Annotated in this window: 15 protein-coding genes; 5 read left to right on the forward strand and 10 right to left on the reverse strand. The window is 50.5% G+C overall.

Annotated features, from left to right (window positions below):
* Positions 1 to 43: 43 nt before the first annotated feature.
* The gene (gene ilvC / locus ACXAH4_RS00525) at positions 44 to 1,525 is read right to left on the reverse strand and encodes a ketol-acid reductoisomerase (RefSeq protein WP_119503171.1); all 1,482 of its coding nucleotides are present in this window, start codon (positions 1,523 to 1,525) and stop codon (positions 44 to 46) included.
* 155 nt (positions 1,526 to 1,680) lie between these two features.
* On the opposite strand from ilvC, the gene ilvY reads away from it, so the two are divergent.
* Positions 1,681 to 2,544: an HTH-type transcriptional activator IlvY gene (ilvY, locus tag ACXAH4_RS00530; protein WP_119503564.1), complete on the forward strand. Its 864-nt coding sequence runs from the start codon at positions 1,681 to 1,683 to the stop codon at positions 2,542 to 2,544.
* Here ilvY and ACXAH4_RS00535 read toward each other — a convergent pair.
* Both ACXAH4_RS00535 and ACXAH4_RS00540 read right to left on the reverse strand, forming a co-directional pair.
* Positions 2,526 to 4,046, reverse strand: a complete 1,521-nt coding sequence (locus tag ACXAH4_RS00535) for a YifB family Mg chelatase-like AAA ATPase (protein WP_474880283.1) — start codon at positions 4,044 to 4,046, stop codon at positions 2,526 to 2,528. The genes ilvY and ACXAH4_RS00535 overlap by 19 nt on opposite strands.
* 77 nt (positions 4,047 to 4,123) lie before the next feature.
* A complete protein-coding gene (locus ACXAH4_RS00540) occupies positions 4,124 to 4,735 on the reverse strand; it encodes a trimeric intracellular cation channel family protein (RefSeq protein ID WP_119503169.1) in 612 nt (203 codons plus the stop codon).
* A gap of 445 nt (positions 4,736 to 5,180) precedes the next feature.
* Between ACXAH4_RS00540 and ACXAH4_RS00545 the strand changes: the two genes are divergently transcribed.
* From ACXAH4_RS00545 to ilvA, 3 genes are read left to right on the forward strand one after another with little or no spacing between them, the layout of a single operon-like run.
* On the forward strand, positions 5,181 to 6,113 hold the full coding sequence (locus ACXAH4_RS00545) for a branched-chain amino acid transaminase (RefSeq protein ID WP_119503168.1): 933 nt from the start codon (positions 5,181 to 5,183) through the stop codon (positions 6,111 to 6,113).
* 36 nt (positions 6,114 to 6,149) lie between these two features.
* Entirely contained in the window at positions 6,150 to 8,000 is a 1,851-nt protein-coding gene (ilvD, locus tag ACXAH4_RS00550) for a dihydroxy-acid dehydratase (RefSeq protein ID WP_474842222.1), read from the forward strand.
* On the forward strand, positions 7,997 to 9,526 hold the full coding sequence (gene ilvA / locus ACXAH4_RS00555) for a threonine ammonia-lyase, biosynthetic (RefSeq protein ID WP_474848668.1): 1,530 nt from the start codon (positions 7,997 to 7,999) through the stop codon (positions 9,524 to 9,526). The genes ilvD and ilvA overlap by 4 nt, the downstream gene beginning before the upstream one ends.
* A gap of 49 nt (positions 9,527 to 9,575) precedes the next feature.
* Here the strand turns inward: ilvA and ACXAH4_RS00560 are convergent, their stop codons facing one another.
* The 3 genes from ACXAH4_RS00560 to ACXAH4_RS00570 form a co-directional block, all read right to left on the reverse strand.
* Positions 9,576 to 10,559 carry a Kelch repeat-containing protein gene (locus ACXAH4_RS00560; RefSeq protein WP_474842218.1) on the reverse strand — a complete coding sequence of 328 codons (984 nt, stop codon included), beginning with the start codon at positions 10,557 to 10,559 and terminating at the stop codon, positions 9,576 to 9,578.
* Positions 10,560 to 10,591: 32 nt separating this feature from the next.
* Complete coding sequence (gene plsB, locus ACXAH4_RS00565; protein WP_474842216.1) at positions 10,592 to 13,042, reverse strand: glycerol-3-phosphate 1-O-acyltransferase PlsB; 2,451 nt, start codon at positions 13,040 to 13,042, stop codon at positions 10,592 to 10,594.
* A 114-nt stretch (positions 13,043 to 13,156) separates the two neighbouring features.
* Complete coding sequence (locus ACXAH4_RS00570; RefSeq protein WP_474842214.1) at positions 13,157 to 13,582, reverse strand: DUF2177 family protein; 426 nt, start codon at positions 13,580 to 13,582, stop codon at positions 13,157 to 13,159.
* A 158-nt stretch (positions 13,583 to 13,740) separates the two neighbouring features.
* Here ACXAH4_RS00570 and ACXAH4_RS00575 point away from each other — a divergent pair, with 158 nt between their 5' ends.
* Positions 13,741 to 14,535, forward strand: a complete 795-nt coding sequence (locus ACXAH4_RS00575; RefSeq protein ID WP_474842213.1) for a hypothetical protein — start codon at positions 13,741 to 13,743, stop codon at positions 14,533 to 14,535.
* Here ACXAH4_RS00575 and ACXAH4_RS00580 read toward each other — a convergent pair.
* Genes ACXAH4_RS00580 through ACXAH4_RS00595 form a run of 4 tightly spaced genes read right to left on the reverse strand, consistent with a single transcriptional unit; the run spans position 14,522 to position 19,696 of the window.
* The gene (locus ACXAH4_RS00580; protein WP_474880284.1) at positions 14,522 to 16,771 is read right to left on the reverse strand and encodes an ammonia-forming cytochrome c nitrite reductase subunit c552; all 2,250 of its coding nucleotides are present in this window, start codon (positions 16,769 to 16,771) and stop codon (positions 14,522 to 14,524) included. The genes ACXAH4_RS00575 and ACXAH4_RS00580 overlap by 14 nt on opposite strands.
* 16 nt (positions 16,772 to 16,787) lie before the next feature.
* Positions 16,788 to 18,251 carry a sulfatase family protein gene (locus ACXAH4_RS00585; RefSeq protein WP_474880286.1) on the reverse strand — a complete coding sequence of 488 codons (1,464 nt, stop codon included), beginning with the start codon at positions 18,249 to 18,251 and terminating at the stop codon, positions 16,788 to 16,790.
* Positions 18,244 to 18,975: a hypothetical protein gene (locus ACXAH4_RS00590; protein ID WP_474880287.1), complete on the reverse strand. Its 732-nt coding sequence runs from the start codon at positions 18,973 to 18,975 to the stop codon at positions 18,244 to 18,246. The genes ACXAH4_RS00585 and ACXAH4_RS00590 overlap by 8 nt, the downstream gene beginning before the upstream one ends.
* 10 nt (positions 18,976 to 18,985) lie before the next feature.
* A complete protein-coding gene (locus tag ACXAH4_RS00595) occupies positions 18,986 to 19,696 on the reverse strand; it encodes a sulfatase-like hydrolase/transferase (RefSeq protein ID WP_474880289.1) in 711 nt (236 codons plus the stop codon).

Below are 19,696 nucleotides of genomic sequence, written 5' to 3' on the forward strand. Positions count from 1 at the left end.
GTCGGGCAAGAGGGCTTGGTTAAGCACCTAACGACAGAAATCGTTACACACCAATGATGGCTTTCATGTCCGTCATGTAGCCGCGTAATTCTTTACCGATAGCTTCTACACCGGTATTACGGATGGCATCATTTACTTCTACCAGGCGGCGGTTATCAACTTGATTAGAGCTGACATTTAAACCTTTGCCGATAACACTGGTATCGATAGACGGCATAAACTTCTCACGCATCAGCGGTACTGCAGCATTTGCGAACAGGTAGTTACCGTACTCAGCAGTATCGGAAATTACCACGTTCATTTCATACAGACGCTTACGTGCGATAGTGTTTGAAATCAATGGTGTTTCATGCAGTGATTCGTAGTAGGCAGACTCAGGTAAGATACCTGCTTCAACCATTACGTCGAAGGCAACTTCTACACCGCACTTGATCATGGCAACTAACAGGATGCCGTGGTCAAAAAATTCTTGCTCAGTGATTTTACCATCATACTTAGGTGCGTTTTCAAAACCAGACTGACCAGTTTCTTCACGCCATTTAAGCAGGTTGGCATCACCGTTTGCCCAATCTTCCATCATAGTGCGGGAAAACTCGCCGCTGATGATGTCGTCCTGGTGTTTTTCAAACAGCGGACGTAACAGATCGGTCAGTTGTTCAGACAAATCAAACGCTTTGATTTTCGCAGGGTTTGACAGTCTGTCCATCATGTTTGTTACACCACCGATTTTCAGTGCTTCGGTGATGGTTTCCAGACCATACTGAATTAACGCAGCGGCATAGCCGGCGTCGATGCCATCAGCAGTCATTTTTTCAAATGCCAGGATAGCGGCGGCTTGTTGCATACCACATAAAATGGTTTGCTCGCCCATCAGATCTGATTTAACTTCTGCAACAAAAGAAGATTCCAGAACACCTGCACGGTCACCGCCAGTAGCGCTTGCCAGTGCTTTTGCGATATCCCAGCCTTCACCTTTCGGATCGTTCTCAGGGTGAACCGCAATCAGTGTAGGTACACCGAAACCACGCTTATATTCTTCGCGTACTTCAGTACCGGGGCACTTAGGTGCACACATCACTACCGTGATGTCTTTACGGATTTGCTGACCTTCTTCAACGATATTAAAACCGTGAGAATAGCCTAATGCAGAACCTTCTTTCATCAGCGGCATTACCGCTTCAACAACGCTTGCGTGCTGCTTATCAGGAGTCAGGTTGTATACCAGATCGGCTTCAGGGATCAGTTCCTGATAGGTACCAACTTTAAATCCGTTGCTGCTTGCACGCTGGAAAGAGTCACGTTTTTCGTCGATTGCTGCCTGACGCAATGCGTAAGCAACATCCAACCCTGAATCTCTCATGTTCAGACCCTGGTTCAGGCCCTGAGCACCACAGCCGACGATAACAACTTTCTTGCCTTTCAAGAACTCACAACCGTCTGTGAATTCGCTGCGCTCCATGAAACGACAGCGACCTAACTGGTCGAGTTGCTGACGTAGAGACAGAGTATTAAAATAATTAGCCATATAAAATTCCGAACATCATTAATCTAGTCATTATCTACGGGCTCAAAGCCAGTCGATGACCTCGTCGATGACGACTTGCTGCGAAGATTACTTGATCACTTTTGTTTTGGAAAATGATATATTCGCAAAACAGTATTTCATTTTTTGCAATATTTATGGATTTCCGTTCACTTCAACTTTTCAATCATCTCGCATCCAGTTTACATTTCGGTGACACCGCTGAGGCAATGTATGTGTCACCGTCCACGCTAAGTCGCTGTATTCAAAGGCTTGAAGAAGAGTGCGGTGCAGTGTTGCTGAAGCGGAATAACCGTTCTGTGGTCCTTACCCATGCCGGCCATAAGCTGCTGGCGTTCTCTACGGAAGTACTGAAAGACTGGCAATCTTTGCAACGTGAACTGCACGATGACAGCGAAGCATTACAAGGAGAGCTCAGTGTATTTTGCTCGGTAACGGCCAGCCAGAGCCATCTGCCGGCCCTGCTCAGGCAGTTCCGCTCCCGCTATCCCGGTGTGGATATCAGGCTGGTGACCGGTGATCCGGCGCTGGCTAACGAAAAGGTGAAGCATAAGGAATGCGACGTGGCGATCGCCATCCATGCACCTGATTTTCCTACCGATATGACATTCACACCACTGGACAAAGTGCCGCTGGTACTGATTGCTCCCCGTGACTGGCGGCTTACTGAACTGGCTCAGATAGACTGGCGGCGGCATCAGGTGATCATGCCGGAACACGGCCCCACGCGACGGATTGCTTATCACTGGTTTGCAGAACACGGTATAAGACCTAATGTCTATGCTTCTGTGGGAGGCAATGAAGCCATTGTGAGCATGGTCGCACTGGAATGCGGTGTGGGGTTTGTACCTCAGGTTGTGCTGGATCATTCCTCTATGGCAGGCAGTGTCAGCAAAATACAGGTTGGCGATATTGAAGCTTATGAGCTGGGGATCAGCTGTTTGTCTTCCCGCCGGAACGAGCCACTGGTTGATGCTTTATTTCAGATCCCGCTAAGCTGACGGAGCAGATTATCCAGCGCACGGTAGCCCAGTGCCTCTGACAGGTGATTGCGCTGCACCGTATCCTGCCCTTCAAGATCGGCAATGGTTCTGGCCACCTTCAGAGCACGATGAAATGCCCGCATAGAGAGTGACAATTTTTCAGCCGCCATCTGAATAAACTGCGTGTCCTGTGCAGACAGCGCGCACATTTCTGCCAGTGTATTTACCGGCAACATGGCGTTCAGGCTCCCCTGCCGGGCATACTGTATAGTCTGCGCCTGACTGACTTTTTGCCGTGGCTGGCGGATGTCTTCCGGTTCGTGGTTTTCCGGGGTCAAAGTTAACTGATAGTCCGGTAAGCGGGGCACTTCCACCTGTATGTCGATACGGTCAAGCAGCGGACCGGATATGCGGCTCAGGTATCGCAATATCTGGTCCGGTGGCGTTCGGCCGTCATCTGCATCGCCGGTAGGACTGGGATTCATTGCGGCTATCAACTGGAAACGTGCCGGGAAGGTGGCCTGCCCGGATGCTCTTGAAATATGCACTTCACCGGTTTCAAGCGGTTCGCGGAGTACATCCAGCGCCCGCCTGCCGAACTCTGGCAGTTCATCTAAAAATAGTACACCGTGGTGTGCCAGTGAAACTTCCCCGGGAGCCGGTGATACACCACCACCGGTAAGTGCAACGGCTGAGCTGGTATGATGGGGAGAGCGGAAAGGACGACAACCGGCAATGATGTCGCGGGTAACGGTATGTTTGACTGAATACAACGCCGCCACATCTAGAGCCTCATCCGCTGACAGTGGCGGCAGTAAGCGGAGCAGCCGGCTGGCAAGTAAACTTTTGCCGGTGCCCGGTGGTCCTGTGAAAAGTAAATTATGCGCGCCGGCCGCTGCGATCATAAGTGCCCGTTTCGCCTGATGCTGGCCATGAATACCTTCCCACACGGGCTGTGCGGAGCCATGAACAGGCTTTACCGGATGGTTTTCATCAGCGGCAAGGGGCTCAAGCCCTGCCAGGTGCAGAAAAACGGAAATTAAAGAATCGGCAGCAAAGCGCCTTGCACGGTCAACCAGTGCGGCTTCATTTTTGTTTGCAGCGGGATGAAACAGTGTGCGGTCTGCAGATCTACAGGCAATGACAGCTGGGATAATGCCGCTGACAGCCATCAGCTCGCCGGTAAGCGACAACTCGCCGGTAAATTCCATTCCGTCACAGGCGCTGTCATTAAGCTGACCATGTGCCATTAAAATACCTATCGCGATGGCGAGGTCGTAACGGCCGCCCTGCTTGGGAATACTTGCCGGAGACAGGTTTACCGTGATCCGTCTGGCCGGAAACTCAAAGCCGCTGTTAACAAGTGCACTGCGAACCCTGTCTCTGGCCTCCTTCACTGAGGTTTCTGCCATACCCACCAGTTGAAATGCCGGCAATCCGTTTGCCAGATGCACTTCCACCCTTACCAGCGGGGCATCGATTCCCGTACCGGCGCGGGTCTTAACCACTGCCATTCCCATGTCCGCACTCCTGTGTTCTTCTGCCGTGCAGTTTACAGAGGTGGCGGAACGGGAATAACTGAACCGGTGAACAGTTCTCAGTCGGGCTTAAATACCGGCAGTTGCCAGTGCCACCGCATGGCACACAGGCGCATGACCACGGTGACAAGCAAAGCAGCCCAGGGGCAGTAATGCTGATCAAAGCCAGAATAAAGCAGCAATGCGTAACTTAATCCGCCGGTAATGCAGGTAATGGCATAAAGCTCTCCGTTCAGTACCAGCGGGACTTCACGACAAATAACATCGCGCAGCAGGCCGCCAAAAACGCCGGTGATCGTCCCCATAGCAATGGCTACAGACATGGGTGCTTCATGAATAAGTGCTTTTTCCATGCCCACGACATTAAATAACGCCAGGCCGAAAGCATCGGCAATCAATAAGTAGTGATAGGGGAATCGCGGGCTGACTCTGAGCCAGGCAATGGTCGCCAGCGCAGCAATTAAAGTGGTATAGATGTAGTCTGTATTCTGAATCCAGAATACCGGCAAATCGAGCATAATATCCCGCAGCGTACCGCCACCAATTGCAGTCACCGATGCCAGTACAACGACCCCGAAGCCGTCCATTTTTTTCTGGTAAGCCATTAAGGTGCCGGAAATGGCACAAACAGCCACACCCGCCAGGTTTAACCAGTGAAACCAGTCTGTCATTTCTTTACTCAGCTTTTTTTATTGCTTAACACGCACGCCTGTTAAACGGAAAATCGGCGTTCAGGGCGCAAAATACTTGATTATGGCATGGGTTTCATGCTATTTCTTCGCACCATACAGATTCGTGGTCAGCCAGCCACGATCCGGGGGCCCGTTCCGGCCCTTTATAAAATTCCGAACTATCAACAATCCAGTCATAACAAGTCCGTATTCAGGGACTATCCTTTTCTGTGTCGACCTACAGGCGAAATCAGGCGTGAACAGGTGTGTCTGCAACCTTACAAAAGGTGTAAATATTCCTGTCCAGTCGCAAGCAGAGTCCGGAGAGGTTATTGGGCACTTCACTGCGGTCATGTATCATTCGTCTTAAGACATTTGTCTTGTCACTTATTTTGTACCGAACTAACGGTTTCAGGCGAACAGCCTGCTACAGGAAGGAATTAACATGGCTAAGCAACCAGCAGAATTTATTTGGTTTAACGGTGAAATCAAGCATTGGAAAGATGCAACTGTGCATGTAATGACACATGCTATTCATTACGGTTCATCTGTCTTTGAAGGGATCCGTGCGTACAACACGCCAGATAAAGGAACTTGCGTCTTCCGTCTGGACGAGCACAACAAGCGTTTGCTGGACTCTGCGAAAATTTACCGCATGACGATTCCTTACACGCTGGACCAAATCAATGAAGCGACGATGGATATCATTCGTAAGAATGAACTGAAGTCAGCTTATATCCGTCCAATCGCTTATTACGGCGATATCGGTATGGGTCTGGCTGTACCTTTCGGTACTGAAACTGAGCTGGCCATTGCTGCCTTTGAATGGGGAGCATATTTAGGTGAAGAAGCACTGAAGAATGGTGTGGATGCCGGTATTTCTTCATGGAACCGTCTGGCGGCCAACACCATCCCTACGGGGGCAAAAGCCGGTGGTAACTATCTGTCTTCACAACTTATCTCTATGGAAGCCCGTCGTCATGGTTACGGTGAAGGTATTGCACTGGACCGTAACGGTTATATCTCAGAAGGTGCCGGTGAGAATATCTTTGTTATCCGCAATGGTATCGTATCCACCACACCGAAGACGGCAGCCATTCTGCCGGGTATCACCCGTGACACAGTGATCACCCTGCTGAAAGAAATGGGCTATGAAGTCCGTGAGGAAAATATTCCCCGTGAAGCGATGTACCTGGCTGACGAAATTCTGATGTGCGGTACAGCAGCTGAAGTAACGCCGGTTCGCAGCGTTGACGGTATTTCAGTAGGTAACGGTGCCCGCGGCCCGATCACTGAGAAAGTACAGGACATGTTCTTTGGCTTGTTCAACGGCAAGACCGAAGATAAATGGAACTGGTTAACGCCGGTTTATAAGTAATTTTTTTTGAATTGAATTAAGAAACGGGAAAGCATTATGCCCAAGTTACGATCTGCAACCTCCACCCAGGGAAGAAATATGGCCGGCGCACGTGCGCTGTGGCGCGCTACCGGTATGAAAGACACTGATTTCGGTAAGCCGATTATTGCTATTGCCAACTCCTTCACGCAGTTTGTGCCAGGGCATGTGCATTTAAAAGATCTCGGACAACTTGTTGCCCGCAGCGTAGAAGAAGCCGGTGGTGTTGCTAAAGAGTTCAACACCATCGCGGTAGACGACGGTATCGCTATGGGCCACAGCGGTATGCTGTACAGCCTGCCTTCACGGGAAATCATTGCAGATGCCGTTGAATACATGGTGAATGCCCATTGTGCTGATGCCATTGTGTGTATTTCTAACTGCGATAAAATCACTCCGGGAATGCTGATGGCGTCTATGCGCCTGAATGTTCCCGTGGTGTTTGTGTCCGGCGGCCCCATGGAAGCCGGTAAAACCAAGTTGTCAGATCAACTGATTAAGCTGGATCTGGTTGATGCCATGGTTGCCGCTGCGGATGACCGCGTCAGCGACGAAGACACGGACCAGATTGAGCGTTCTGCCTGCCCGACCTGTGGTTCTTGTTCAGGCATGTTCACCGCAAACTCGATGAACTGTTTAACGGAAGCGCTGGGTCTGTCTCTGCCGGGTAACGGTTCTATGCTGGCTACCCACGCTGACCGCGAAAAGCTGTTTAAGCAGGCGGGTAAGCTGGTAGTTGAGTTGTGTGAGCGTTACTACAAAAATGATGATGAAACTGCGTTGCCACGCAACATTGCATCCTTCAAGGCATTTGAGAATGCTATGAGTCTGGATATCGCCATGGGTGGTTCTACAAACACCATCCTGCACTTACTGGCAGCGGCGATGGAAGGTGAAGTGCCTTTCACCATGGCAGATATCGACCGTCTGTCACGGAAAGTACCGCATTTGTGTAAAGTTGCACCGTCTACACCTAAATATCACATGGAAGACGTGCACCGTGCCGGTGGCGTACTGGGTATTCTTGGTGAACTGAATAAAGCCGGTCTGCTGAATCAGGACGTGCATCATGTTCTGGGTAAGACGCTTCCGGAAGTGATCAGCGACTGGGATATCACTAATCCGGAAAACAAAGATGCTGATACTTTCTTCCGTGCAGGCCCTGCAGGTATCCGTACTACGCAGGCATTCAGTCAGGATTGTCGCTGGGATGAAGCAGATGCCGACCGCAGCGAAGGTTGTATCCGCGATCTTGAACATGCTTACAGCAAGGACGGTGGTCTGGCGGTACTGTACGGTAACCTGGCGGTTGATGGCTGTATCGTGAAAACTGCGGGTGTGGATGAATCTATCCTCAAATTTACCGGTTCTGCGAAAATTTACGAAAGCCAGGATGATGCGGTAGCAGGCATCCTGGGTGACGAAGTGAAAGCCGGTGATGTGGTTATCATTCGTTATGAAGGTCCGAAAGGTGGCCCGGGCATGCAGGAAATGCTGTACCCGACCTCCTACCTGAAATCGAAAGGTCTGGGTAAAGCCTGTGCACTGATCACTGACGGACGTTTCTCTGGCGGTACCAGCGGTTTGTCTATTGGTCACTGTTCACCGGAAGCGGCCAGCGGTGGCGGCATTGGTCTGGTGGAAGACGGCGATAAGATTGAAATTGATATCCCTAACCGGACTATCAACATTGCGATTTCTGACGAGGAACTGGCTCACCGCCGTGCGGCGATGGAAGCCAGCGACAAGCCCTGGAAACCGAAGAACCGCGAACGTAAAGTGTCTCTGTCACTGAAGAACTTTGCCATGCTGGCTACCAGTGCAGACAAAGGTGCTGTGCGGGATGCCTCTAAACTGGAAGACATATGACCGTCAGCGATCACGAATACCTCAAAAAGGTCTTGTTAGCGCCGGTTTATGAAGTTGCGGTTAACAGCGAGTTGTCTGTGTTATCCAGACTCTCGCAGTTAACAGGTAATGATATTTATCTGAAACGTGAAGATCAGCAGCCAGTTAAATCATTCAAGCTGCGCGGTGCTTACACCAGATTAAGTGCGCTGAGCAAAGCGCAACTGGATGCTGGTGTTATTGCAGCATCTGCAGGCAATCACGCTCAGGGTCTTGCATACGGTGCAAAGAAGAAAGGCGTACATGCCACCATCGTAATGCCGGAAACTACGCCGGACATCAAGGTGGATGCGGTACGTCGCTTCGGCGGCCACTTCGCCAACATTGTGCTCCACGGTACAAATTTCGATATGGCCAGCAAGCACGCGCAGATGCTGGCGAAAACTCACGGCTACACCTTTATTCCTCCGTTTGATGACCCTGATGTTATTGCCGGCCAGGGAACTGTAGCCCGGGAGCTGCTGGAGCAAAATCCTAACCTGGATATTCTGTTTGTGGCTATCGGCGGTGGTGGTCTGGCTGCGGGTATCGCGGTATACCTCAAACAACTGAAGCCGGACATCAAAATCATCGGTGTTGAGTCGGAAGAATCAGCCTGCTTTAAGGCGGCCATGGAAGCCGGTGAAATCGTGACTCTGCCCTCGGTGGGTATTTTCGCCGACGGTGTTGCGGTAAAAACTATGGGGACAGAAACGTTCCGTCTGTGTGAAAGATTGCTGGACGGCGTGATCACTGTTACCAATGACGAAATATGTTCGGCAATCAAAGATATTTTCGATGACACCCGTGTCATCGCAGAGCCTGCCGGTGCGATGTCTGTGGCGGCTATTAAGAAATATGTGGCAGAGCATAATATCAAGGGCAAGAAGCTGGGTGGTATTCTGTGCGGTGCCAACATTAATTTTCACACGCTGCGTTATGTGTCTGAGCGTTGTGAATTAGGTGAGCAGAAAGAAGCTGTTTTTGCAGTGAAGATCCCCGAGCGTAAGGGGGCTTTCAAGCAATTCTGTGAAGTCCTTGGCGGTAAAGCTATCACTGAATTCAATTACCGTTTTGCTAACGGGAAAGACGCGCACATCTTTGTGGGTGTAAATCTTAAAGGCGGTAAGCAGGAGTTTTCTGCGCTTAATGACTCGCTGACTGAACAGGGCTACGACTGCTTCAATATGAGCGACAACGAGCTTGCGAAGCTGCATGTACGCCATATGGTTGGCGGCAGACCGCCGGCGTTGCTGAATGAAGCGGTGTTTACTTTCGAGTTTCCTGAGCACCCGGGGGCGTTACTTAAATTCCTTGGAACGCTGGGTGAACGCTGGAATATAACACTGTTCCATTACCGTAATCATGGTGCCGCTGAAGGCCTGGTACTTGCCGGTTTTGAAATACCACCGGAAAGCCGTGATGAATTTAATGCTCACTTGCAGCAGTTAAGCTACGAGTTTAAAGAGGTCACAGACGACCCCGCGTATAAATTCTTCCTGTCATAAAAAAGGGGCTGAACAGCCCCTTTTTTATGTCTGAATGAACTGGAACAGGCTACTTACCAACGGCCTGACGCAATTGCTTCGCATCAAATATCTGAATAGTGTCGAGCACAGGGCCCGGTGAGTCCTGATTGCCGCCAATCAGATAAACAGCGTCGTTGTAGGTAACCGCTTTTGCGTGTCTGACACCGGTCATGGATAAGTCGCTTTGATGCCAGGTGCCAGCCTTAAAGTCGTAAGTCCACACAGCATCAAGATTGTTGTAGTCACCAAACACTATCAGGTAATCACGCCACACAGTGGTGGTATGTGCACTGACAGGCACCGGCAGCGGAGGCAGAGATTTCCACTTTTTAGTCGCCGGATCGTACTGTTCAAACACATCCAGTTGCTCTTCACCAGTGTAACCGCCAACGACATAAATTTTATTTTGCCATGTGACAGCAGAGGTGGACTTGGCTGTGGGCATCGGCGCGCCCAGAGACCACTCGTCCTTGCTGATATCATAAACTGCCATCAGTGCTGTAGGTTTAAGCTTGCGGGTCTGCCAGTCGTGGTGAGAGCCGCCCAGCACATAGATTTTGCCATCCAGATATACTGCGGTGTTAGTACGCGTAGGGTAAGGTAATGTCGCCGCTTTAGTCACTTTACGGGTTACGGTATTAAACACCTCGACGGTGCTTTCATAGTTTGCCCGTTGTTTTGACGCAGAGATCCCGCCAATCAGATACACGTGGTTATTGTCATCGTAAACCGACGAAAAATAGCGGCGGGGAATAATATGGTTTTTCAGTACCTGCACGTTTTTGGTCGCCGGGTCGAGAATTTCCACATCATTCAGCAGACCCTTCTGGTTACTGCCACCAAACACAAATATGGTTTTCTGATCGGTAGCTGCACCGGCACCAAGACGGGGACTCTCCAGCTTGAACCCTGCCGGTTTCCGGTATTCACTGATATCCGGTACAGATGAACATGACGCCAGCATCAGTGTCACTGCGAAGGCAAATAAATATCGACAAGTGCCCTGTATCATAACTTTCCTTTTCACTTTTACACGTGGATCCGTTACCCGCACGTTGCTTCCACATTCTGCAAGTGCTGGGTAATTTCAGGCCACACCAGAGACAACACATCCTGGCGCAGCGCATCGCTTTCTTCAGAATACTTCAGACTGCCATCCGGCGCAGAATCCAGCCAGTGGTTCTCCCGCAGGGCAGAAATGAAAGAAGAAAGCACATTCTTGTCGTAAAACTCCGGAGAGTTCATGCCGTATAAGGTTGACAGACGTTCCGCCACCTGACGGCTGGTCCGTTCCAGACTATTGCGGCTTATCACCCGATCACGCTCGATAATGGTAAGTACCACCGCGTAGCGCTGGAAAGTTTCCTGCATACACCGGCTCAGCAGCCAGGCTGAATGGAACGCCCGGTCTGATGATGCCGGCGGATGCAACAGTCCCTGCTCCATCTCTGTCAGCATGCCTTGTTCCAGCAAAGTGGTGATGAGCTTGTCGGTGTAAGCCAGCGCCTCATCCTGAGTCATGTAGATAAAAAGCTCACGTTGCAGCAAAGGATACAGTGCTGCCATCAGGCGTAATATCTCATGACGGTGAATGCCGGGCCGGCCGAAGACAGCTGAAAGGATAACGCCGGGCAAGGCAAACAAATGAAGAATATTATTTCTGTAATATGTAAGGAATACAGCGGCATCTTTTAGTGGCGCGATCATCGTGCCGTAGCCATCCTGACTGATATCAAAACGTTTCAACGCCAGGGTTTCTTCCAGCATGGTTCTGCCGTTGCTGGCGGGAATGGTGGCGTCATCACTGTACGGCGCACTGCGCAGCAAAGCCAGGTAGTTGTCCATCACCCTGACCAGCTCTTTTTCCGTCATGGTCTGTGTTTTAGACGACAACAAACATAAAGAAATCAGCGCCATACCGTTAATGGCAGCATTTCGGTTAATACGCAGCATTACCTCGTGGGCCAGATCGTTAACCAGTGGCGTCAGCCAGTTTGGTTTTTTCTCCGGGTCTGCAGGTAAGGTTTCACGCCAGTCAGGAACGCTTTGTTCAAGGAACTGATTCAACTGAATCGGCTCACCGAAGTTTACGTAACCGTGGCCATAATTTTTCAGTTTTCTGATGGCAGAAAACACCTGCAAATTAGACTCTTTCTTTTTGCCGCTGCCTTTCAGTTCACTGAGATAGCTTTTTACTTCCATCACGTTTTCGTACCCGATGTACACGGGCACAATACTCACAGGACGTTGAACACCTTTAAGTACTGCCTGCATAGTCATGGCAAGCATACCGGTTTTAGGCGGGATCAGACGACCTGTGCGGCTGCGGCCACCTTCCGGATAATATTTAACGGAATAGCCTTTATTAAACAGTAATTCCAGATATTCACGGAAAACCGCAGTGTAAAGCTTATTACCGGCAAAACTGCGGCGCAGGAAGAAGGCGCCGCTACGACGGAAAATGGGACCCGCCGGCCAGAAGTTAAGATTGATACCCGCAGCAATATGAGGTGTCACCATACCTTCGTGGTAAATCACATAGGTCAGTAACATGTAATCCATATGACTGCGATGACAGGGCACGTAGATGATCTCATGACCGTTGGCAGCCAGTTCACGGATCCGCTCACTGTGGCCCACACTGATACCGTTGTAAATCTTGTTCCAGATTCGGGTAAGTATGCGATCGCCGAACCGGATCAGGCCTTCACGGTAATCTGCGGCAATCTCATCGATATACTCTCTGACAGCTTCTTTAGGATCCTGTTTCTTTGCCTTTTTCGACGCAGATTCTTCAGCCATGGCCCGTTTAACCGCTTCCGATCCCAGGATAGCATTGTGCAGTTCCTGACGTTCGAGCAATGTCGGGCCCGTCATACTCTGGCGCTTACGATGGAAGTGAGTACTTGCTACGCGCACAAGTTTGTGAGCAATCGAGTCATCCGTACCCCGCTGGGTCGACATTTCTCTCGCTGATACAGCTTTGCTAAAATTAATGAAGTTATCGCGGCCCAGAAACATCACGATAAAGAATTTTCGCAGCCAGCTTGGTGAGGCATGATGGGCAATTAAATCACTCAGACCGGGTTTACCTTTACCCGGCGCACGTCCCCAGGTAACGAATACCGGTACAACCTGCACATCCACATCTTCATGGTCACGATGCAAGTGGAAAAGATCTGAGAATATTGATTCTACATCCGTCTGGGACGGCTGCCCGAACAAGGGTTCCGTTTTACGCAGAAAGACACTGGCGGGATAGGTTTTGCCGGCCAGTTCGACATCTTTCACAGGGCTGGGCAAACCTAACCGCTGTGTGCACATACGCAGCGCAAGCTGGTCGGTCACAGAGTTGGTGGGCAGCAGATAAATGATCGGCTTAGTGCGGTCGATACCCAGTTCTTTTTCGACATTCGCGGGAATGTTGTGGTCTTTCACCAGCAACTTTACGGGATAATGAAACACTGACAAAAGCGTTTTGCGCATCCACGACATGAAAATGGAATCCTGTGTTGAGAAAACGGGCGCAGTCTACCATAAATTTACTGCGATCCAGATGAACATAAGACGGGGTTACCATGATAGGGGGTCTTTGGGCCTGAGTCACCCTCAGTGCGCCAGTTTATCGCTGATTTTTTGTGCTGCAAAACCGCCGCAGGTGGCAATGATTCCTGTGGCCACGGTTCCCCATATCCAGTCAATCAAAGTCATATTCAATGGCCAGTCCCGGATAATGGAATAGCAGGTCAGATTGTAGGTGCCGTAGGCGGTAGCCCCCAGGGCCAGGCCCGCTAATGAAGTATGAATCAGGTTCTTTCCGGCATAAGGACGTATCGTTAAACAGACGACCGAAGCACAGTAAAGCAGATAGAATGCGATCCATGGCCAGGTAATAAATTGCGGTCGCAATAGACTTTCAAACGCTTCACGATACAACGGCATAGCAATAACGCCCAGCCAGACTGCGTCCAGGCAGGCAAAAGCCAGTAGTACGGCGATGTATGCGCCGGTGAGTGTTTTAGAAGAATAATGCATAAGATCATAAACGGAAAAGGCGCGTAAAAGGTTCAGCGAAAAAATAGCTCAACCGTTTATCGCAACATAAGCCATACTAAACAGACTTACCCTGTGGCGATGACAGGTTTATTTACTGTTCACCCTACAACGATAAAAGGACAGAACGCGGGGATACCATGCAGAAAAAATTGTTTGAATTCGGTGATTTATTTTGGGTTCCGGAGTTTTATCACGCCTTTCTGCGTCGCTTTATGGGCGCATTGTATAAAGTATTCGGCTATCACAGATTATGGTTGCCTGAGCTGAACCGCTTTATCAACAAAGCCGGTGGCACAGTGATGGATCCTTGTGCCGGCAGTGGCTATGTCAACGAACTGTTGATGAAGGAGTTGAATAAGAAAGATCTGCGTTTTTACCTGTCGGATTTCATGATTGATAAAAACCCGGAATTTCGTGAACGCATTAACAATCTGGGTGATGACCGTATTCATTATCTGGAACAACCCATTGACGTGCTGAAAGACAATCCGGATTTCCGCTGCCCGAAAATCTTTATTAACTCTTTCCACCACTTTGACAACGAACAGGTGGCGCAGATCTTCAAGCTCAATCTGTCACACGGTGACGATGTGCTGGTGCTGGAGTATTGTGATAACTCCTTTATGAGTTACGTGTCTATGCTGTTAGGCCCGCTGGTGGCGATGATCATGTTACCGTTTATCACCGAGCGCCGGCTATTGCTGGTGACTGCCATTTTCACCTATCTGATCCCGGTAGTACCGGTGATGTTATTGTGGGACGGCATTGTATCGAGCCTGCGTTGCTATTCGAACAAGTCCATTAAAGCCGTACTGAAAGATGCCGGATTTGACGATGTAACGGTAACTTCGACCTTTCGTCGTAGTTTATTATATCCGGCGGGAGTAACGGCACATCACATCGAGGCGCCGTCTGCCGCTAAGGCTGAATAAGCGGTTTTAACTGCAGATATACGCTGTCCTGCGGATACACCTTACCCAGTGCCGTGACTGCTTTCTGGAGCATCACGGCGTTTTTGCTTAAATAGGCGTATTTAGCGCGTGTTGTCAGCAAATCATAATCGCCCGGCCATCTTGTCGCCGCGTCATCCAGCACCGTGAGTGCTTTTTCGGGTTGTTTGAGCTGCCACAAGGATACGCCGTAAACAAAGGCGAAACGCGGGCTGGCATCTTCTGCCCGGGCGGCCTTTTCCAGATGCGTCGTCGCTTCTTCATATCGCTTGTCCCGCACCAGCATCAGTCCGTAGGCAAACTGCACGGCTCCGGAATCCGGTGCGATGGTCAGTGCATTTGTCAGATATTTTTTCGCGCCGTCCTCATTACCCATGTTGCGTAAAAAATCGGCAAAGCTCAGCAGAGCCGGTAAGTTGGCAGGGTCAATGCGAAGCGCCGCCTCGTAATACATTTTTGCGTCGATTATGTTTCCTTTACGCAAAGCCAGCTGGGCCAGACCCGTGTTGGCGCCCGGGTGATCCCGCGTGGCCAGTAATGTTGCTTCATATTCTGCTAAAAGGGGGCTGATTTGCGCCTCCGGCAGAATACTGTCTGCCGGCGCATTCAGCAGTGCCGCTGCCACCTCACTGCGTACAGACAATGCCGGATCATCTGCAAGTGAGGCCAGTACAGCTGCCTGTTGCTGAGCTGATAATGACGGTGCTGCCATGGCAGCGCCCCGGCGTAAAGCCGCAGATGGAGAAGCCGCATGGGCTTTTATCAGTTTTGCGGCTTGCTGCGGCGCCTGAGCGGCCACTTTTCTGGTCAGGGCACTGGTGAGTAAATCAGGCAGCGTAATTTTTAGATCAGTAAGCAGTGATACGGATTCAGCAATGGCTGCGGGATCCCACGTGGTTAATGCCGCATTTAACTTTGCCCATTCACCTGAGGTATCCGGCGATGCGCCGTCACGGGCTGGCCATTTTTCAACAGCATCGCGCAGCCAGTCCGTAGATTTGTCTTCATGACAGGTGGCGCAGGGTCTTACACTGTCTTCATTCAGGGCAGAAGGCCGGTGGAATTTATGATCCCGTCTGTCATCCACGCCCATGTAGGTGCGTGCCGGCATATGACAGTCCAGGCAGTTGGCGTCTTTATGACCCAAGGTATGGGTGTCGGCCATGAATACGTCAGGACGGTGACACGTTGCACATACCTGTGCTCCGGGCAGGCGGGTTTTACCCGAGTGGGGATCATGACAATGGATGCAGGTAACACCAGCCTGCGCCATTTTGCTTTGCATAAATGAACCGAGTACAAAAACTTCATCACGGATTTGACCGTCACTGAAATATAGCGGTTCGTCGATGGCATCTAACTGGAATTGCTGGTGGTATGGTTGTGTCAGATCCGGTTCACCTAATTCTGCTCTGCGGCTGTGGCACCCTCCGCAGGTATTCAGGGCAAGTTCACTGATTGGGGCGGGAGAAGACTGAGGCCGTGCAATGGCGTCTCCTGGCTTAAAATGAAAAGCGATGGCTTTGCCCAGTGCTTTAAGGCCAGTGTTGGTTGCGCTTAACGTGCCTTCACCGGCCAGTTTGATATGTTCACTGCCCGGGCCATGGCAGCTTTCACAGGCCACATTAACGTCTGAGTAGGTAGTATCGAACGTATTATTAACGGGGTCATAGTGCTTTTGTAAATTGGTCGAGTGGCAGGAAGCACACCGGCTGTTCCAGTTTTGATAGTATCCTGTCCAGAAAAAAGGATGTTCCGGATCGGTGACTTCATTGTTCTGCAACTGATACCAACGTTGCCCGCCCTGCTCTGCCGGCCGGCTGTCCCATGCCACATCAAAAGCTTGCAGCCGTCCTCCGGTTGTCCGCAATAAATACTGCTGCAGTGGTCTGAAGCCGAACGTATAAACCACGTCGAACGTTTGTTTTTCTCCCTGCCCGTTCAGCGTTTCGACAAAGTAAGCATCACCTTCTTTGAAGAAACGGGAAGTGCGGGCTCCCGCACTGAAAGTCATGTCGTTAAAGTTTCCCAGCACGCTTTTGTCACTGGGAGGCAGCATGCTGTGATAGTGATCAGACTGACGCCAGGCGTCCCCTTCCTTCTGATGGCAGGACAGGCAGGCTTCCGCACCGGTGTAGTGCTTATCGCTACTGGCTGTGGCGGTAAAGGTAATGCATAAAAACAGGGCTGCCAGGCAGCCCCTTATCAGGTTGTTCACTATTATCTGCTTTTCGTTACTGACAAAGTCGCGACCCTTTTTGACACTTATCAAGCTGGTTTTCAACCGGTTTAATGCTTGCCGCGTGCTGTTTCCGCAGTGCAGCTAGCTCTGCAACAATGGCTTTTGACTCTGAAGCAATGTTGTATTTCTCGGAAGGATCGGCGTTCAGGTCAAACAATAACGGCTCTGCCAGTGTTTCTCCGGGGTTACCGCCATAGCCTTCTTTGTAAATAAAGTGGGCTTTGTAGCGGCCTTTACGGACAGCGAACACTTTTGCTCCGCGGTAGTAAAAATACACATCACGGACTGCATCTTCACCGTCCAGAAGTGTGCTTTTAACTGAATAACCGTCGCTGTCTTTGGGAATTTCACCACCGGCTAAATCGACCAGTGTGGGCAGTAAATCAATGGTGGAACCAATATCGTGACGTATCCCCGGTTTGATATGTCCTGGCCACCAGAAGATGCCGGGAACACGCATTCCCCCCTCAAAAACGTCGGCTTTACCACCGCGAAGCAGTCCGGCACTGCCGCCCATGGTTTCGAACCACAGCCAGGGGCCGTTATCCGAACTGAAAATCACCAGCGTGTTGTCATCGATACCTTCATCTTTCAATGTTTGCAGAATTTGACCTACCGACCAGTCCAGTTCTTCTATCACGTCGCCATAAAGACCTTGTGTGCTGCGTCCTTCGAATTCCTCCGATGCGAACAGTGGCACATGAGGCATCGCATGGGCGATATACAAAAAGAACGGATTGTCTTTATGAGATTTAATGTAATCCTGTGCCTTTGCGGTATAGGTTTTGGTGATTTGATGCTGGTCTGGCGCACGTTCAATGACTTCCTCTCCCTGCATCAGTGGTACACGGAAGTATTCTGATTCGGGGTTTGTCCACTGTTTGCCTTTATTCCAGTTTTTAACGCTCCAGTCCGGACCATTTAACTGCTGAATTTTCTCAAAATCCTGATCCATATCGTTGGAGTAAGGAATACCAAACCAGCTGTCGAACCCGTGATTGACCGGCAGGTATTGTGGCAGATGGCCAATATGCCATTTACCAATCATCGCCGTGTCGTAGCCCTGTGTTTTGAGTGCTTCAGGTATGGTGGTTGCGCTGTCCGGCATGCCCCCTAAGGAGTCTTCGCGGAAAACCTGACGCATCGGCGTGGATGATGCCAATCCCGCACGAACGGGATATTGTCCCAGCATCAGACCGGCGCGGCTGGGGGAACACACCGGAGCAGCCACGTAGAAATTTGTCCATTTCTGTCCCTCCATCGCCATTTTATCCAGATTAGGCGTGGTGAGTGTGGGATGACCGTTATTGCTCATGTCGCCATATCCCATATCGTCAGCGAAAATGATAATGACATTGGGTTGCTCAGTGCTTTTTGCGCTGGCTGAAAATGCAGGTAGCAAACATGCTGCGCCGATGGTGGCAGATAACAGTGTTGCTACAGAAAACTTAGTCATGATGATATTGCTCCACATTACTTTCCTGATAGCCATAGCGGACGGCTTTTGCTTCGATATAACTGTTGGGTTGAACAGGAACGGGTTGGGTATACAGTTGCCAGGGCTCCCCGGCTGCCATTCGCCAGGCAACGGATGCATTGTCACTGGACGAGGTAATCGCAACGCACACCTGCCGGTGACATTCAGTCAATTTAAATTGCGGGCTGGCGGTCACCGGCTGTTCAAACCCCGGCCACATGGCCCCGACCATACTGGTTTCCGGCTCAGTGCTTTTATCATGAACCTGTACCTCCCAGTTTTTCAGCGCTTTCTTCATCCGGCTCAGGCGTGCTTTTTGTGACGGATCGTCTGCCAGGTTGCGGGTTTCCCAGGGATCATTGTCTGTATCGTAAAGTTCATCACCGGGCCTGGGAGCTTCAAAGTAAAACTGCTGTGCGGGATTAAGGCTTTGTTTATCCAGCCCTTCCCGCCAGGCAATCATCACAGGAAACATGTCGCGGAAAACCAGTGGTCTGAAGTACGGCAGTTCAGGCATGTCATTTCTGATGTATTTAAAGCGGAGATCTCTTACGGCGCGCACTTTATCCGGCACCATATCCATGCGGTCTCTGGCTGCGTAGATATACTCTCTCTGTTCGCCGGAAAAGATACCGGTGCCCTGCAAAAAATCAGGGAGCGGTGCACCGGCAAAGGATAAAAACGTGGGCGCAAAATCCACCATAGAAATTAACTTATCGTTTTGTGTACCGGCGTACCACAGGTGTGTCAGGGTAATAAGGCGGCACGGTAACGGAAGCCGGGTCGGTGACGGCCTGCACCCTTGCCAGATCTTGTTTGATTAAATCCGTAAAGCCCTTAAATTTTTCTGCGGCTTTACCGTCTTCTGTTAACAGGTGTCCTTCGTGAGTCGACATCAGGTTTATCATTGCGAAGAATGGTTTCCCGCCGGAGAGTTCATTCCATAAATCTGCTTTCAGTGGCGAAAAATAGTATCCGATATCTTTATCCCAGAGGGTCGAAGGTGTGCCGAACTGGTAATCCTTCTTGGCGAAATTCACCGTTTCATAACCGGCCCGCCGGAGCAGTTCAGGAAATGCTTTCATCTGCGCGGGAGTAACGGTTTCGTACCCGGTTCTACCATTCGGCAAAGGTAACTGGGAGGTACGCATTTGATGGGTTCCCATGGAAATGGGATACATACCGGATATGAGTGCAGAACGGTTCGGCGCACACACGCCGGCCGCTGCATAAACGTTGGTAAAGCGAATGCCTTGCTCAGCGAGTGCATCAATATTTGGGGTCTTAGCAATCTCATCGCCGAAGGTTCCTATGCGCGGACTCAGATCTTCGGCAACGATGAACAAGATGTTGGGTTGCTTTCCCCATGCGGTTAGGGATAAACCGGCAACAACGGAGAAAGTTAACCAGCGTAACATTCGCAT

The sequence above is a fragment of the Alteromonas sp. ABV2_168 genome, assembly GCF_056161165.1.